The 15,447-nt window shown below is 74.4% G+C and carries 12 protein-coding genes; 4 read left to right on the top strand and 8 right to left on the bottom strand.

The window, feature by feature from the left end; genetic code table 11:
* The first annotated feature begins 154 nt into the window (after nucleotides 1–154).
* From ACN265_RS21315 to ACN265_RS21305, 3 genes are read left to right on the top strand one after another with little or no spacing between them, the layout of a single operon-like run.
* The gene (locus ACN265_RS21315; protein WP_420115393.1) at nucleotides 155–898 is read left to right on the top strand and encodes a sugar transferase; all 744 of its coding nucleotides are present in this window, start codon (nucleotides 155–157) and stop codon (nucleotides 896–898) included.
* Nucleotides 895–1,824: an NAD-dependent epimerase/dehydratase family protein gene (locus ACN265_RS21310; protein WP_421409095.1), complete on the top strand. Its 930-nt coding sequence runs from the start codon at nucleotides 895–897 to the stop codon at nucleotides 1,822–1,824. The genes ACN265_RS21315 and ACN265_RS21310 overlap by 4 nt, the downstream gene beginning before the upstream one ends.
* A gap of 5 nt (nucleotides 1,825–1,829) precedes the next feature.
* Nucleotides 1,830–3,089, top strand: coding sequence for a glycosyltransferase family 4 protein (locus ACN265_RS21305; RefSeq protein ID WP_420115391.1), 1,260 nt, complete (start codon nucleotides 1,830–1,832; stop codon nucleotides 3,087–3,089).
* Here the strand turns inward: ACN265_RS21305 and ACN265_RS21300 are convergent.
* The gene (locus ACN265_RS21300) at nucleotides 3,064–3,498 is read right to left on the bottom strand and encodes a hypothetical protein (protein WP_421409093.1); all 435 of its coding nucleotides are present in this window, start codon (nucleotides 3,496–3,498) and stop codon (nucleotides 3,064–3,066) included. The genes ACN265_RS21305 and ACN265_RS21300 overlap by 26 nt on opposite strands.
* A gap of 202 nt (nucleotides 3,499–3,700) precedes the next feature.
* Complete coding sequence (locus ACN265_RS21295; RefSeq protein WP_421409092.1) at nucleotides 3,701–6,163, bottom strand: Tex family protein; 2,463 nt, start codon at nucleotides 6,161–6,163, stop codon at nucleotides 3,701–3,703.
* A 251-nt stretch (nucleotides 6,164–6,414) separates the two neighbouring features.
* On the opposite strand from ACN265_RS21295, the gene ACN265_RS21290 reads away from it, so the two are divergent.
* On the top strand, nucleotides 6,415–7,926 hold the full coding sequence (locus tag ACN265_RS21290) for a deoxyguanosinetriphosphate triphosphohydrolase family protein (RefSeq protein ID WP_421409090.1): 1,512 nt from the start codon (nucleotides 6,415–6,417) through the stop codon (nucleotides 7,924–7,926).
* 23 nt (nucleotides 7,927–7,949) lie between these two features.
* Here the strand turns inward: ACN265_RS21290 and ACN265_RS21285 are convergent, their stop codons facing one another.
* The 6 genes from ACN265_RS21285 to ACN265_RS21260 all read right to left on the bottom strand — a co-directional run bounded on the left by ACN265_RS21285 (nucleotide 7,950) and on the right by ACN265_RS21260 (nucleotide 15,447).
* Nucleotides 7,950–9,095 carry an MBL fold metallo-hydrolase gene (locus tag ACN265_RS21285; RefSeq protein WP_421409089.1) on the bottom strand — a complete coding sequence of 382 codons (1,146 nt, stop codon included), beginning with the start codon at nucleotides 9,093–9,095 and terminating at the stop codon, nucleotides 7,950–7,952.
* Between the two features lie 147 nt (nucleotides 9,096–9,242).
* Nucleotides 9,243–10,262, bottom strand: a complete 1,020-nt coding sequence (locus tag ACN265_RS21280) for a serine hydrolase (RefSeq protein ID WP_421409087.1) — start codon at nucleotides 10,260–10,262, stop codon at nucleotides 9,243–9,245.
* Between the two features lie 81 nt (nucleotides 10,263–10,343).
* Entirely contained in the window at nucleotides 10,344–11,363 is a 1,020-nt protein-coding gene (locus ACN265_RS21275; protein WP_421409085.1) for an SDR family NAD(P)-dependent oxidoreductase, read from the bottom strand.
* Complete coding sequence (locus tag ACN265_RS21270; protein WP_204927931.1) at nucleotides 11,360–12,544, bottom strand: zinc-dependent alcohol dehydrogenase; 1,185 nt, start codon at nucleotides 12,542–12,544, stop codon at nucleotides 11,360–11,362. Before ACN265_RS21270 ends, ACN265_RS21275 begins: the two co-directional genes overlap by 4 nt.
* 207 nt (nucleotides 12,545–12,751) lie before the next feature.
* A complete protein-coding gene (locus ACN265_RS21265) occupies nucleotides 12,752–13,513 on the bottom strand; it encodes a succinate dehydrogenase/fumarate reductase iron-sulfur subunit (RefSeq protein WP_420118520.1) in 762 nt (253 codons plus the stop codon).
* The gene (locus ACN265_RS21260; protein WP_204927930.1) at nucleotides 13,510–15,447 is read right to left on the bottom strand and encodes a fumarate reductase/succinate dehydrogenase flavoprotein subunit; all 1,938 of its coding nucleotides are present in this window, start codon (nucleotides 15,445–15,447) and stop codon (nucleotides 13,510–13,512) included. The genes ACN265_RS21265 and ACN265_RS21260 overlap by 4 nt, the downstream gene beginning before the upstream one ends.

Below are 15,447 nucleotides of genomic sequence, written 5' to 3'. Positions count from 1 at the left end.
TCATGTTTCGCGCGGTGCTGCGCGGCGACCATTGCCGACGCACCGGTGCGGCAAATGTGAAACTGCGGAACGGCCGTCGGGAAGGTGGTAGGTCTGTTCCATGTCCAAAGTTGCTGCCCCCGCGGCACAGCCGCGCGCCGGTGATGCCGGCCCGGTGACCGGACGGGCGACCGACCCGTCGACCCGCCGCCCGTACGACAGGTGGAAGCGGCTGCTCGACGTGCTCGGCGCGCTGGTCGTGCTGACCCTCGGTGCGCCCCTGCTGGCCCTGGTCGCCCTGCTGGTGCTGGTCACCCACGGCCGGCCGGTGCTGTTCCGGCACACCCGGCCCGGCCTGCACGGCGACCTGTTCGAGGTGGTGAAGTTCCGCACCATGCGCCACCCCGACCCGCAGCGCGGGTTGGTCACCGACGCGCAACGCCTCACCCGGGTGGGGCGGTGGCTGCGGGCGAGCAGCCTCGACGAGCTGCCCGAGTTCTGGAACGTGCTGCGTGGCGAGATGAGCGTGGTCGGCCCCCGCCCGCACCTGGTGCGGTACCTGACCCTCTACACCCCCGAGCAGGCCCGCCGGCACGACGTGCGGCCGGGCATCACCGGGCTCGCCCAGGTACGCGGACGCAACGCCCTGAGCTGGGAGGCGAAGTTCGCCTCCGACGTCGAGTACGTCGACAGGCGGTCCTTCCTGCTGGACCTGAGGATCCTGCTGACCACCGTCAGGGTGGTGCTCACCCGGGAGGGCATCTCCGCCCCCGGCGCGGCCACCTGGCACGAGTTCACCGGCAACGCCCCGTCGGCCGCCGACGACCGGCCCGCCGACGGGCCGGCACCCACGGTGCCGGCCGCCGGCCACCGGAGCGGGTCGTCGGTCGACGACCGGGACGTCGTGCGGCCCCGATGAACCGGGTGCTGCTGCTGGGCGCGGGTGGATTCCTCGGCCGGCACATCCACGCCACGCTGGCCGGCCACACCACCGTCCTGGCCCCCTCCCGCACCCGGTGCGACCCGGCCCGGATGGAACTGCCCGAGCTGACCGCGCTCGTCGCCCGGGAACGCCCCGACGTGGTGGTGAGCGCGGCGGGTCGCATCGTCGGCTCCGGGTACGACTTCGTCCGGGCGCACGTCGTGACGACCGCGAAACTCATCGAGGCGGTGGCCGCCGCCGCGCCCGGCGCACGGCTGGTCCGGATCGGCTCGGCGGCGGAGTACGGCGTCGTGCCGCACGGTCTGGCCGTCGGGGAGGACCATCCGGCCGCACCGGTGAGCGAGTACGGGCTCAGTCACCTGGCGGCCACCCGGCTGGCCGAGCTGGCGGGCGACGCCGGCCGGGTCGACACGGTCGTGCTGCGGGTCTTCAACCCGGTCGGGCCGGGGATGCCGGCGGGCAACATGCTGGCCCGGGCGACCGCGATGGTCCGTACCGCGATGGCCGACGGCGCGGACGACATCGCCCTGGGACTGCACGACACGTACCGGGACCTGGTCGACGTGCGGGACGTGGCGGCGGCGGTGCTGGCCGCGACGCGGTGCGCCCCCGTCGGCGCGCAACGGGTCGTCAACGTGGGCAGCGGGCGGGCGACGGCCACCCGCGACGTCGTCCGGCTGCTGGCCGACGTGGCCGGGTTCACCGGTCTGATCCGCCCCGGCGACTTCCCGCCCGACGCCACCCGCTCGGCCGCCGTGCCCTGGATGTGCGCCGACGTCGACCGCGCCCGCCGGGTGCTCGGCTGGGCCCCCGCGTACGACCTGGCCGAATCGCTGCGCGCCCTGTGGCGGGCCGACGGCGAACGGTCGGAGCGGCCGGTGGCCGGCGTGGCGGCGGGGTGAGGCGGATGCGGATCGGTCTGCTCACCCAGTGGTACGACCCGGAGCCCGGCCCGGCGGCCCTGCCCGGGATGCTCGCCCGTGCCCTCGCCGAACGGGGCCACGAGGTCCGGGTGCTGACCGGGTTCCCGAACTACCCGACCGGCCGGCTGGCCCCCGGCTACCGGCTGGCCCGCCGCCACGACGAGGTCGTCGATGCGACCCGGGTCCGCCGGGTGGCCCTCTATCCCAGCCACGACCGTTCCGCGCTGCGCCGGGTGGCGAACTACGGCTCCTTCGCGGTCTCCGCGCTGGTCTCCGGCACCCCGGCGCTGCGCGGCCTGGACGCCCTCTGGGTCGGCAACTCGCCGATCAGCGTCGCCCTGCCGATGTGGTTCACCCGCTACGTGCACCGGGTGCCGGTGCTGCTGCACGTGCTGGACCTGTGGCCGGACAGCGTGGTCGCGAGCGGGTTCCTCGGCACCGGCCCGGTGTCGCGGACCGTCGAGCGGGGGATGGCCGCCTGGTGCGGGGCGATGTACCGCAGCGCCTCCCGGGTCGCCCACGTCGCACCCGGTGCCGCCGACCTGCTCGCCGACCGGGGCGTGCCCCGGGACAGGCTCGTGCACATCCCGGTGTGGGCGGACGAGACGTTGGGTGTCCGCGCCGCCGACCTACGAGCCGAACTCGGGCTCCGGCCCGACCAGGTGGTGCTGGTGTACGCGGGCGCGCTCGGCGAGGCGCAGGGGCTCGACTCGCTGGTCGACGCCTGTGCCCGTACCGACGACCCCCGGCTGGTGTGCCTGATCGCCGGCTCCGGCACCACGCAGGATCGGCTGCGTCGCCGGGCCACGGCGGTGGGCGCGTCCAACGTCCGGTTCCTCGGGCAGTTGCCCCGGGAACGGATGCCCGCGCTGATGGCCACCGGTGACGTCCACTACGTGAGCCTGCGCCGGGGCGGCATGTCCGCGTACACGATGCCGAGCAAGGTGCAGGCGACCCTCGCCGCCGGACGGGCGCTGCTGGTCGCCGCGGAGGGCGACGCCGCCGCGGTGGCCCGGGACAGCGGCGCGGGGATCACCGCCCGGCCCGGTGACCCCGACTCGATCGCCGACGCCCTGCGTGAGGTCTGCGACCTGGGCCGGGAGAAGCTGGAACTGCTCGGGCAGGCCGGCCGGGCGTACTACGACCGGATGTTCTCCGTGGCCGTGGGTGCCGACCGGGTCGAGCGGACCCTGCGCGAGATGGTGGCGGACCCGGGGTTCAGGGCCAGTCGTCGCCGGCGGTGAGCCGGCGGGTAAGCAGGTCGGCCAGCGGGATCGACTCGCCGTCGCGTCCGCCGCGCCCGACGACCAGGGGCGGCCGGGCCGGCGGCACGTCGACGCCGAACAGCCGCGCGCGCACGCCCGACGGCACGGTGAGCAGGTAGAAACGGCCGTCGACGGCGACCGCGCGCAGGCCGGCCCGGTCGACGTACCAGCCGGTCAGCCCGGTCCGGTACCGGCCCCGCCCGTCGTAGCCCTGGGCCACCAGGCGGGTGGTGCGCAGCCCGCGCCGGGTCGCCTCGGCCGTGAACCGGGCCACCAGCTCCTCGGCCTGCGCGTGCTCGCCGTCGCGCTGACGGGCGTCGGCCGCCGCGTGCGCCCGGACCGCCCGCTGCTGCCGCTCCCGCCACTGCGGATCGCCGTCACCGTCCATGCCGCGACGGTACGCCCACCGTCGGCGACCCGGCGACGCCCCGTCACCGGCCGCACCCGGCCCCGGTGCACGGTCCGCCACCCCGCCGGCCCCGGCCCCGGTCCGCTGCCCGTCGAACCGGTCCGGCGAGCGCGCACCCGCCCGGCCCGACCGCGACGCGGTGACCGGCGGGTGCCGCCCCGCCCGGTCGGTGCCGGCCGGGTCAGGCCAGGCCGGCCCGGCGCAACGCCTCGGCCATCGCGTCGTTGGCGGGTGCCGGCGCGGAGCCGCCCCGGCCCTGCCGTTGCTGCGGCCCGCCCCGGGAACCGCTCCGCTGCTCCCGCTGGCCGCCGGACCCGGCCGTGCCGCCGGATCTGCCCGTGCCGCCGGACCCGGCCGCGCCGCCGCGCCGGCCGCCCGGGGTGTCGCCGCGCCCGCCCTGGGGGGTGCCGCGCTCGCGCCGTTGCCCGTCGGTGGCCGGTCGGCCACCGCCCGCCGGCACCTCGTCGTCCAGCCGCAGGGTCAACGAGATCCGCTTGCGCGGCACGTCGACGTCGAGCACCTTGACCCGGACCACGTCACCGGACTTCACCACGTCGCGCGGGTCCTTGACGAAGGTGTGCGACATCGCCGAGACGTGCACCAGGCCGTCCTGGTGCACGCCCACGTCGACGAACGCGCCGAACGCGGCCACGTTGGTGACCACGCCCTCCAGCAGCATCCCGGGGGTGAGGTCGCCGATCTTCTCCACCCCCTCGACGAAGGTCGCGGTGCGGAACTCCGGTCGCGGGTCCCGGCCGGGCTTCTCCAGCTCGGCGAGGATGTCGGTGACGGTGGGCAGGCCGAAGGTGTCGTCGACGAAGTCGGTGGCCCGCAGCCCGCGCAGGAGGGCCGACTTCCCGATCAGCGAGCGCAGGTCCTGCCCGGTGCTGGCCAGGATGCGCCGCACCACCGGGTACGCCTCCGGGTGCACGCTGGACGAGTCGAGCGGGTCGTCGCCGCCGGGGATGCGTAGGAAGCCGGCGCACTGCTCGAACGCCTTCGGCCCGAGCCGGGCCACCTTCTTCAGCTCGGCGCGGGTGCGGAACGGCCCGTTGGCGTCCCGGTGCAGCACGATGTTCTCGGCGAGCCCGGCACCGATGCCGGAGACCCGGGTCAGCAGCGGGGCGGAGGCGGTGTTGACGTCCACCCCGACGCCGTTGACGCAGTCCTCCACCACCGCGTCCAGCGAGCGGGACAGCTTCACCTCGGACAGGTCGTGCTGGTACTGGCCGACGCCGATCGAGCGCGGGTCGATCTTGACCAGCTCGGCCAGCGGGTCCTGGAGCCGGCGGGCGATGGAGACCGCCCCGCGCAGCGACACGTCCAACGTGGGCAGTTCCTGCGAGGCGTACGCGGAGGCGGAGTAGACCGACGCGCCGGCCTCGGAGACCATCACCTTGGTCAGACCGAGCTGCGGATACCGCTTGATCAGGTCGGCGGCGAGCTTGTCGGTCTCCCGGCTGGCGGTGCCGTTGCCGATCGCGACCAGCTCCACCCGGTGTGCCCCGGCCAGCCGGGCCAGCGTCTCGATCGAGGCGTCCCACTGCCGACGTGGCTCGTGCGGGTAGATCGTGTCGGTGGCGACCACCTTGCCGGTGGCGTCGACCACCGCCACCTTCACCCCGGTCCGCAGACCCGGGTCGAGACCCATCGTGGCGCGGCTGCCGGCCGGGGCGGCGAGCAGCAGGTCGCGCAGGTTGGTGGCGAAGACCCGGACCGCCTCCTCCTCGGCCGCCTGCCACAACCGCATCCGCAGGTCGGCCCCGAGGTGGATCAGGATCCGGGTACGCCACGCCCAGCGCACCGTGTCGGCCAGCCACCGGTCGGCGGGCCGGCCCGCGTCGCTGATGCCGAACCGGCCGGCGATGGCCGCCTCGTAGCGGGTCGGGCCGGTGGGCGGGGCGTCCGGGTCCTCCTCGGCGTCGGGGGCCATGGTGAGGTCGAGCACGCCCTCCTTCTCGCCCCGGAACATCGCCAGGATGCGGTGCGAGGGCAGCTTCGGGTACGGCTCGGCGAAGTCGAAGTAGTCGGCGAACTTCGCGCCGGTGTCCTGCTGCCCGTCGCGTACCCGGGCGACCAGCCGGCCCCGCGACCACATCTGCTCGCGCAGGGCGCCGATCAGGTCGGCGTCCTCGGCGAACCGCTCGATGAGGATGGCCCGCGCGCCCTCCAGCGCGGCGGCGGCGTCGGCCACCCCGCGCCCGGCGTCGACGAACCCGGCGGCCGTCTCCTTCGGGTCCCGGGTCGGGTCGCCGAGCAGCGTCTCGGCCAGCGGCTCCAGCCCGGCCTCCCGGGCGATCTGCGCCCGGGTCCGCCGCTTGGGCTTGTAGGGCAGGTAGATGTCCTCCAGCCGGGATTTCGAGTCGGCCGCCATGATCTGCGCTTCCAGCGCCTCGTCCAGCTTGCCCTGGCTGCGGATCGACTCCAGCACCGCGGCCCGCCGCTCGTCCAGCTCCCGCAGGTAGCGCAGCCGCTCCTCGAGGGTGCGCAGCTGGGCGTCGTCGAGCAGGCCGGTGGCCTCCTTGCGGTAACGGGCGATGAACGGCACGGTCGCGCCGCCGTCGAGCAGCTCCACGGCCGCGCGCACCTGACGCTCGGCGACGCCGAGCTCGTCGGCGATCCGCTGATGGACTGACTGGGTCACGATGTTGATCCGCCTTCGTTTCGGGTTCCCTGCTGCATTCTGCCGCCCACCCCCGACGCCCCGCGCCACCCCCGCCGGGACGGAGCCGGCGGTCGCCCACCCGACCGCCGACCGCCGCCCGCCCGACCGGCGTATCCCGCCGGCCGCCCCGGGCCCGGCCCCCCGGCCGGCGTACCCCGCCGGGCCCGGCCCGCCGGTGGCCCGGTGCGAGCCGGCGCGGCCGGGCGGTCGGCTGCGCTAGCGTGGCGATCATGGACCAACCTGCGGACCCGCGTGCCCGTCGGCTCTTCGGTGGCAGCGCCCGAGCCCTCGGCGACCTGGCCGCGAGCCCGTTCCGGGCCGACCGGGACCGGATCGTGGCCTCGCCGTTCTTCGCCCGGCTCGGCGGGGTGACCCAGGTGATCAGCCCGGTCGGCTCCGGGCTGCTGGTGCACAACCGGCTCACCCACAGTCTCAAGGTCGCCCAGGTGGCCCGCGCGATCGCCGAACGGCTGACCGCCGACCCGGCGCACCGGGACCTGCTGGACAAGCTGGGCGGCTGCGACCCGGACGTGGTGGAGGCCGCCGCCCTCGCCCACGACCTCGGCCACCCGCCGTTCGGGCACCTGGGGGAACGGGTGCTCGACCGGCTGGCCCGGCAGCGGCTCGGGCTGGCCGACGGCTTCGAGGGCAACGCCCAGTCGTACCGGATCGTCACCAGCACCGAGATCCGGGGCGCGGCCACCACGGGCCTCGATCTGACCGCCGCCGTCCGGGCGGCGATGCTGAAGTACCCGTGGACCCGGCTGGACCACCCCGACCCGCACCCCCGGCACCTGCGTCCCGCACCCCGGGGCGCCGCCGCCCCACCCGACGACCCGGACAGCGGCTCGCTGAAGTTCGGCGCGTACGGCACGGAACTCGCCGACCTGCGGCAGGCCCGCGCGCCGTTCGCCGGGCGGATCGCGCAGTGGCAGCAGACCGTCGAGGCGTCGGTGATGGACACCGCCGACGACATCGCGTACGCCATCCACGACGTGGAGGACTTCTACCGGGTGGGGGTGCTCCAGCAGGGCACCGTCGCCGCCGAGCTGATGGCCTGGCAGCGCGAGGGCGGACACCTGCGGGCGGTCACCGACGCCGCGCTGGCCGGCGCGGCCCGCCGACCCGGCTCGGCGATCGAGGCGCTGCGCCGGCAGCTGCACCGCAAGGACGCCTGGATCGCCGACGACGACGCGTTCGCCGCCGCCGTCGAGCACGTCCGCGAGGAACTGGTGGACGGGCTGCTGGCGCTGCCCTTCGACGGCTCGATCGAGGCGGAGCAGTACGTGGCCCGGTTCTCGGCCCGGTGGACCACCCGGCTGGTCGACGCGATCACGGTGACCGCCGCCCCGGACGTGCGCTCCGGCCACGTGCTGCTGGCCCGCGCCCAGTGGCACGAGGTGCAGGTGCTCAAGTTCGTCCACCACCGCTTCGTGCTGGCCCGCCCCGACCTGGCCCTGCACCAGCGGGGCCAGGCCCGGCTGCTGGGCACCCTGGTCGAGTCGCTGTGGGAGTGGCTGCTCGACCCCGAGGAGGAGTCCCGGCTGCCCCGCCGCCTGCCCGACCTGGTCGAGCTGGCCGAGGCGGAGCTGCACCCGCGTACCCCGGACCGGATCTCCCGGGCCCGGGGCCGGGCCATCGTCGACTTCGTCGCCCAGCTCACCGACGGGCAGGCGGCGGCGATGCTGGACGTGTTGTCGGGCCGCTCCGGCGCGCTGTGGACCGACGCCTTCGTGCTCTGAGCGGCGGGCGGTGGGGCCTGCGGTCAGGCGATCGTCTGCCACCAGCCGTCGACCGCCGCCGGGTCGTCGACCACCACCCGCTCGCCGGGACGGGGCACGGCCAGCCGTACGCCGCGCGCCTTGGCCTCGGCCCAGAGCCGGTCCACCGGCTCGGACCAGTCGTGCAGGGCCAGGTTGAAGGTGGCCCAGTGCACCGGCACGAGCAGGTCGCCGCGCAGGTCGAGGTGGGCGGCGACCGCCTCCTCGGGGAACATGTGGATGCCCGGCCAGGCCCGGTCGTACGCGCCGATCTGCATCAGCGTCACGTCGAACGGCCCGTGCTCCGCGCCGATCTCGGCGTACCCGTCGAAGTAGCCGGAGTCACCGGTGTAGAAGACCTTCCGGTGCGCCCCGGCGACCACCCAGGAACTCCACAGCGTGCCGTCGCGGCGCAGCCCCCGGCCGGAGAAGTGCTGGGCGGCGGTCGCGGTGATCTCCAGGCCGCCGACCCGGTGCCCCTGCGACCAGTCCAGCTCGATGATCCGGTCGTCGGGCACCCCCCACCGGTCGAGGTGCGCGCCGACGCCCAGCGGCACCAGGAACGGCGCCGACTGCCGGCGGACCAGCTCCCGGACGGTGGCCATGTCGAGGTGGTCGTAGTGGTCGTGGGAGATGAGGATCGCGTCGACCGTGGGCAGTTCGTCGAGGCGTACAGGGGGCTCGTGCAGCCGCTTCGGCCCCACCACGGCCGACGGCGAGCACCTGTCGCTCCACACCGGGTCGATCAGCACCCGGTGTCCCTCGATCTCGATCAGGGTCGAGGCGTGGCCGTACCAGACGACGTTCAGCTCCCGCTCGACGTCGGTGGTCGGGGCGGGGGCGGGCCGCAGCAACGGGACCGGTGCGGTCGGGCGGCGACGCTGCGGCCCGAAGAGCAGTTCCCGCAGCAGGTTACGGTCGGGATCACCGCCGGGCATGGTGCGGGTGGCGACCCGGTTGTGGAAGGTGCCGTCGCGGAACTGCGCGGAGCGGGCGGCCCGTTCCGCCCGTGCGCCGGTCAGCCGGCCGCCCAGCGCCGCCGGCACGTCCCGGGCCGTCCACGCCAGGCCCGCGAGCGCGGCCAGCCCTGCCGCCCGCCACAGCTGCCCGCCGATCGTCCGCCCGGCCGTGCGCTCCGCCGCTTTCCCCATGTGTCGTCCCCCTCGCCGGTGTCCCGCAGTACACGGTAGTCACCGCCGACCGCTCCCGCCCACGTCGAGCCACGGTCCGTCCCGCTTCGGGTGGCCGGTCGGCGGGCCGGGGGACGACCCGGGCCCGGGTGGTGCGGGCCCGGGTGGTCAGCCGCCGTTGCTGGGGCGCTGCCGGGCCACCCGGTACCGGGGCGCGTCGGCGGTGCCCCTCAGCTGCGTGGTGGCGTCCAGAAGGAACCGGCCGAGCCGGGCCCGGGCCTGCACCACCGGGTGGGTGGCACCGAAGTTGTCCCGGTCGGCCTGGCCGTCGGCGAAGAGCACGTAGGTCAGTACCGCCGCCCCGGTGGTGTCGAAGACCACACCGGCCTCGTGCCGGGCGTCGACGAACCAGCCCGCCTTGGTGGCCACCCGGGCCCGCTCCGCCGAGGACATGGTGCGCCGGATGCCGTCGGTGAAGGCGACCGGGGAGCGCAGCAGCTTGAGCACGAGGGCGGTCGACGACGGCGACAGCAACGTGCCGGCGACCAGGGCGCGCAGCAGCGCGTGCGTCTCCCGGGCGGTGCTGGTGCCGAGATAGAACCGGTGGGGGTCGGACAGCGGCTGCACCTGGGTGTTGGGGAAGCCCTTCGCGGCGAGGGTGCGGTTGATCTCGGCGGCCGGGCAGACCAGGCCGCACAGCCGCGACGCGGTGTCGTCGGAGACGGTGAGCAGGTTGGCCAGCACGTGCCCGACGGTCACCGAACTGGGGTAGGCGGTGTCCAGGACGAAGATGCCGTCGCCGCCGGGCACCACGGTCGAGGCGGCCACCTCGACCCGCTGGTCGAGGGTGAGCAGCCCCCGGTCGATCCGGTCGAGCACCGCGACGGCCACCGCGATCTTGTTGACGCTGTACGCCTCGACCCGCCGGTCGGCGGACTCGGAGACCGCGACCAGCGGGGTGACGCCGTTCTCCAGGCTGAGGTGGACCTGCCAGTTGCCGCCGGTCAGCGACTTCTCCCGCTGGAAGGCCGCGGCGATCCGGGGGGCGACGAGTTCCGGGCTCGCCTGGGCGGTGGCGGACTTGCCGGGGCGGGCGGCGGCCGACGCTTCAGTGCCGACGAGCACCGCTCCGGCCGTGGCGGCCGTGCCGAGACCCAGCGCCGTCCTGCGGTTCACCCTGGTGGTCACGGCTCTCCCGTCGAGTGGTGGCCCGGAGTTGTCTCCGGGCCACCACTCTAGGTGACTGGCCTTGGGTGGTGGGGGCGCCGCTCAGCGTCGTCGACGCCGGGCCGCGCCACCCGCCGCGAGTGCCGTCCCGACCGCCAGCGCCGTCCCGGCCGCGACCGCCACCCCGGTCCCGATCGAGGCGGCCGTCCGTCCGGCCGGTACGGCGGACCGGCGCAGCAGGGCGGACAGTTCCGGCAGCCAGCCGCCGCGCACCGCCGCGCCGGCCGGGTCCGGGGCGAACACGACGCCGTCGTGCGGGGCGACGGCCTGCCCGGTGAGCCCGCCGCGCCGCATCAGCGGCCCGACGAGCGCGTCGTAGACGCCCGGCAGCAGGGTGAAGCCACCCCGCATGAGCAGGTTGACCCGGCCCACCGACACCTCCCGGCGGGGCCGGTCGGCGCAGCGCGCGACGGCCCGCGCCACCCGCTGCGGGGTGGTGATCGGCAGCGGGGGCCGGCCGGCCCGCCCCAGGTAGTTCGCCGCCCGCTGGTAGACCGGGGTGTCCACACTGCCCGGGGTGACCAGGCAGACGTGCACCCCGGGCAGCTCCCGGGCCTCCTGCTGCACGGTGCGGACCAGCCCCTGAAGGCCCCACTTGCTGGTCACGTAGCCGCTCATGTAGGGGGCGGTGACGTGCCCGAGGACCGAGCCGGTGAGGATCAGGGTGCCCCCGCCGGCCGCCCGGAACCGGCGCAGCGCCACCCGGACGACGCCGGCCGCGCCGAGCAGGTCGGTGCGGACCACCCGGTCGAAGACCTCCGCCGGCAGTTCCTCGAACCGGCCGTAGGCCATCACCGCCGCGGTGTGCACCCACACGTCGATCCGGCCGAACTCGCGTACCGCCGTGTCGGCCAGGGCGTCGAGCATGTCGGGGTCGGTGACGTCGGTGGGCACCGTGCGTACCCGCCCGGCGCCGGCGTCGTGGCACTCCCGGCGTACCTCGGCCAGGCTTTCGGGGGAGCGGGCGGCGAGGACCAGCAGGTCCCCGCGCCCGGCGAACTCCAGGGCCGCCGCGCGGCCGATGCCGCTGGTGGCCCCGGTGACCACCACCACCCGGCTCACGGAGCGAGTACGACCTTGACGCAGCCGTCCTCCTTCTTCTGGAACATCTCGTACGCCTTCGGCGCGTCCACCAGCGGCATCCGGTGGGTCCGCAGGTCCTCCACGCCCAGCGGGTCGTCGTCGCCGGACAGCAGCGGCAGGATCTCGTCGGTCCACCGGCGTACGTGGCACTGGCCCATCCGCAGCTGGATGCCCCGGTCGAACATCTCCATCAGCGGCATCGGGTCCACCTCGCCGCCGTACACCCCGGAGATCGAGACGGTGCCGCCGCGCCGCACCGCCTTGAGGGCGGCCTTGAGCACGGTCAACCGGTCCACACCGACCTTGTCGATCATTTTGTCGGCCAGCTTGTCCGGCAGCAGCCCGGCGGCGTGCTGGGCCAGCTTGCCGCTGGTCGAGCCGTGCGACTCCATGCCGACCGCGTCGATCACCGCGTCCGGGCCGCGCCCGTCGACCAGGTCGATCAGCGCGCCGGGCACGTCGTCGAGCTGGCTGACGTCGAGCGTCTCGATGCCGTGCCGGCGGGCCATCTCCAGCCGCTCCGGCACCAGGTCCAGCCCGATCACCCGGCCCGCGCCGAGGTGCCTGCCGATCCGGGCGCAGAACTGCCCGACCGGGCCGAGCCCGAACACGGCCAGGGTGCCGCCGGGCGGGGTGTCGGCGTACTTCACCGCCTGCCAGGCGGTCGGCAGGATGTCGCTGAGGTACAGGTAGCGCTCGTCGGCGCCGGTCTGCGGGATGGTGATCGGGCCGAACTGGGCCTGCGGGACCCGCAGGTACTCGGCCTGCCCGCCGGGGACCGAACCGTAGAGGGATGTGTAGCCGAACAGCGACGCGCCCTTGCCCTCGGCGGTCACCTGGGTCGTCTCGCACTGGGCGAAGAGCTGCCGCTCGCACATCCAGCAGTGCCCGCAGGCGATGTTGAACGGGACGACCACCCGGTCGCCGGGCTTGAGCCGGGTCACCCCGGAGCCGACCTCCTCGACGATGCCCATCGGTTCGTGCCCGAGGATGTCACCGGGCTTCAGGTACGGCCCGAGCACCTCGTACAGGTGCAGGTCGGAGCCGCAGATCGCGGTCGAGGTGATCCGGACGATCGCGTCCGTCGGTGCCTCGATCCGGGGGTCCGGGACCTCGTCCACCCGGACGTCGCGCGTGCCGTGCCAGGTCAGTGCCTTCATCGCTGCTGTCCCCTCTCGGTGCCGTCGAGGGGTCTGCTACCCCGGCAGGGGCGCTTGAACCGGCGGCGTGCCTGCTGCCCGCGCCGGACCGCCCGGCGACCCGCCGCCGCGCATCCCGGGGGACGCCGGCGACAGCGCACCGCAGGAGAGACGACGACCGCCGCCTCCCCGGAGCCGGGGGTGCGGCGGTCGTGGTGGAGCAGGTGTTCAGGAGCCGGGGGTGTCGCCGCGCTTGGCGGTGGCGGTGAGGTAGTCCCGGTTGAGCCGGCCGATGGTGTTCAGCGGGATGCCCTTGGGGCAGACCGCGGTGCACTCGCCGGCGTTGGTGCAGCCGCCGAAGCCGGCCTCGTCGTGCGCGTCGACCATGCCGATCACCCGGGTGTAGCGCTCCGGCTGGCCCTGCGGCAGCAGCGAGAGCTGGGTGACCTTGGCGGCGGTGAAGAGCATGCCGGAGCCGTTGGGGCAGGCCGCCACGCAGGCCCCGCAGCCGATGCAGGCGGCGGATTCGAAGGCGGCGTCGGCGTTGGCCTTGGCCACCGGCGCGGCGTGTGCCTCGGGGGCGCTGCCGGTCGGCGCGGTGATGTAGCCCCCGGCCGCGATGATCTTGTCGAAGGCGTTCCGGTTGACCACCAGGTCCTTGATCACCGGGAAGGCGCGGGCCCGCCACGGCTCGATGTCGATCGTCTCGCCGTCGGAGAACTGCCGCATGTGCAGCTGGCAGGCGGTGGTGCCGCGCTGCGGGCCGTGCGCGTCCCCGTTGATCATCAGACCGCACATGCCGCAGATGCCCTCGCGGCAGTCGTGGTCGAACGCGACCGGCTCCTCCCCGGCGAGGATCAGCCGTTCGTTGAGCACGTCGAGCATCTCCAGGAACGACATGTCGGGGGAGACGTCGTCGACCGGGTAGGTCACCATCCGCCCCTTGTCCTGGGGGCCGGACTGACGCCAGATGCGCAGGGTCAGGTTCACTTGTAGCTCCGCTGCGTGGGGTGGACGTACTCGAACTTCAGGTCTTCCTTGTGCAGCACGGCCGGCTCACCGGTCGCGGTGAACTCCCAGGCCGCCACGTAGGCGAACCGGTCGTCGTCGCGCTGCGCCTCACCGTCGGGGGTCTGGTGCTCGGCCCGGAAGTGGCCGCCGCAGGACTCCTCGCGGTGCAGGGCGTCGATGCACATCAGCTCGGCCAGCTCGAAGAAGTCGGCCACCCGGCCGGCCTTCTCCAGCGACTGGTTGAGCCCCTCGCCGTCGCCCGGCACCCGGACCCGCTGCCAGAACTGCTCCCGCAGCGCCCGGATCTCGTCGATGGCCTTGCGCAGCCCGGCCTCGGAGCGCTCCATCCCGCAGTGCTCCCACATGATCTGGCCCAGCTCCCGGTGGAACGAGTCGACCGTCCGGTCGCCGTTCACGGCCAGCAGCCGGGCGATCCGGTCCTCCACCTCGCGCCGGGCCTGCACCGCCGCCGGGTGGCTGGCGTCGACCTTGTCCAGCGGACCGGAGGCCAGGTAGTGGGCGATGGTGGTGGGCAGCACGAAGTACCCGTCGGCGAGGCCCTGCATCAGGGCCGACGCGCCGAGCCGGTTCGCGCCGTGGTCGGAGAAGTTGGCCTCACCGATGACGAACAGGCCGGGGATGGTCGACTGGAGGTCGTAGTCGACCCACAGCCCGCCCATCGTGTAGTGCACGGCCGGGTAGATCCGCATCGGCACCTGGTACGGGTCCTCGCCGGTGATCCGCTCGTACATCTCGAACAGGTTGCCGTACTTGGCCTCGATGGCCCTGCGGCCGAGCCGTTCGATCGCGTCGGCGAAGTCGAGGTAGACCCCGAGCTTGGTCGGCCCGACGCCCCGGCCCTCGTCGCAGACGTTCTTGGCGGCCCGGGAGGCGATGTCCCGGGGAACCAGGTTGCCGAACGACGGGTAGATCCGCTCCAGGTAGTAGTCCCGCTCGTCCTCCGGGATCTGCCGGGGGTCGCGGTCGTCGCCCTTGGCCTTCGGCACCCAGACCCGGCCGTCGTTGCGCAGCGACTCGCTCATCAGGGTCAGCTTCGACTGGTGGTCGCCGGAGACCGGGATGCAGGTCGGGTGGATCTGGGTGTAGCAGGGGTTGGCGAAGTACGCGCCCTTGCGGTGCGCCCGCCAGGAGGCGGTGACGTTGCAGCCCTTGGCGTTGGTGGAGAGGTAGAAGACGTTGCCGTAGCCGCCGGAGGCGAGCACCACCGCGTCGGCCATCTCGGTGCTGATCTCACCGGTGACCATGTCGCGGACCACGATGCCCCGGGCCCGGCCGTCCACGACGACCAGTTCCAGCATCTCGTGCCGGGTGTGCATCTCCACGTTGCCCAGGCCGATCTGCCGCTCCAGCGCCTGGTACGCGCCGAGCAGCAGCTGCTGGCCCGTCTGGCCCCGGGCGTAGAAGGTGCGCTGCACCTGCGCGCCGCCGAAGGAGCGGGTGTCCAGCAGCCCGCCGTACTCGCGGGCGAACGGGACGCCCTGGGCGACGCACTGGTCGATGATGTTGACCGACACCTCGGCGAGCCGGTGCACGTTCGACTCGCGGGAGCGGAAGTCACCGCCCTTGACCGTGTCGTAGAAGAGCCGGTGCACCGAGTCGCCGTCGTTGCGGTAGTTCTTGGCGGCGTTGATGCCGCCCTGCGCGGCGATCGAGTGGGCGCGGCGCGGGCTGTCCTGGTAGCAGTAGCTGCGCACCCGGTAGCCCTGCTCGGCGAGGGTGGCGGCGGCGGAGCCACCGGCCAGGCCGGTGCCCACCACGATCACCGTCAGCTTGCGCCGGTTCGCCGGGTTGACCAGCTTGGCCTCGAAGCGGCGGGTCTCCCAGCGCTTCTCGACCGGGCCGTCGGGAGCCTTCGTGTCGGCGATCGGCTCGCCCTCGGTGAAGAGTTCCAT

Origin of the sequence: Micromonospora sp. WMMD730 (assembly GCF_049178955.1) — a bacterium.
In the GTDB taxonomy this organism is placed as follows: domain Bacteria; phylum Actinomycetota; class Actinomycetes; order Mycobacteriales; family Micromonosporaceae; genus Micromonospora; species Micromonospora wenchangensis.
The sequence above is the reverse complement of the archived record's forward strand: the minus strand, read 5'-3'. Positions and strand labels throughout refer to the sequence as shown.

Excerpts from the sequence above, each read along its gene's own strand:
- ACN265_RS21310 (WP_421409095.1), top strand. The coding sequence starts at position 895 with ATGAACCGGGTGCTGCTGCTGGGCGCGGGTGGATTCCTCGGCCGGCAC.
- ACN265_RS21305 (WP_420115391.1), top strand. The coding sequence starts at position 1,830 with ATGCGGATCGGTCTGCTCACCCAGTGGTACGACCCGGAGCCCGGCCCG.
- ACN265_RS21300 (WP_421409093.1), bottom strand. The coding sequence starts at position 3,498 with ATGGACGGTGACGGCGATCCGCAGTGGCGGGAGCGGCAGCAGCGGGCG.
- ACN265_RS21290 (WP_421409090.1), top strand. The coding sequence starts at position 6,415 with ATGGACCAACCTGCGGACCCGCGTGCCCGTCGGCTCTTCGGTGGCAGC.
- ACN265_RS21285 (WP_421409089.1), bottom strand. The coding sequence starts at position 9,095 with ATGGGGAAAGCGGCGGAGCGCACGGCCGGGCGGACGATCGGCGGGCAG.
- ACN265_RS21270 (WP_204927931.1), bottom strand. The coding sequence starts at position 12,544 with ATGAAGGCACTGACCTGGCACGGCACGCGCGACGTCCGGGTGGACGAG.
- ACN265_RS21260 (WP_204927930.1), bottom strand. The coding sequence starts at position 15,447 with ATGGAACTCTTCACCGAGGGCGAGCCGATCGCCGACACGAAGGCTCCC.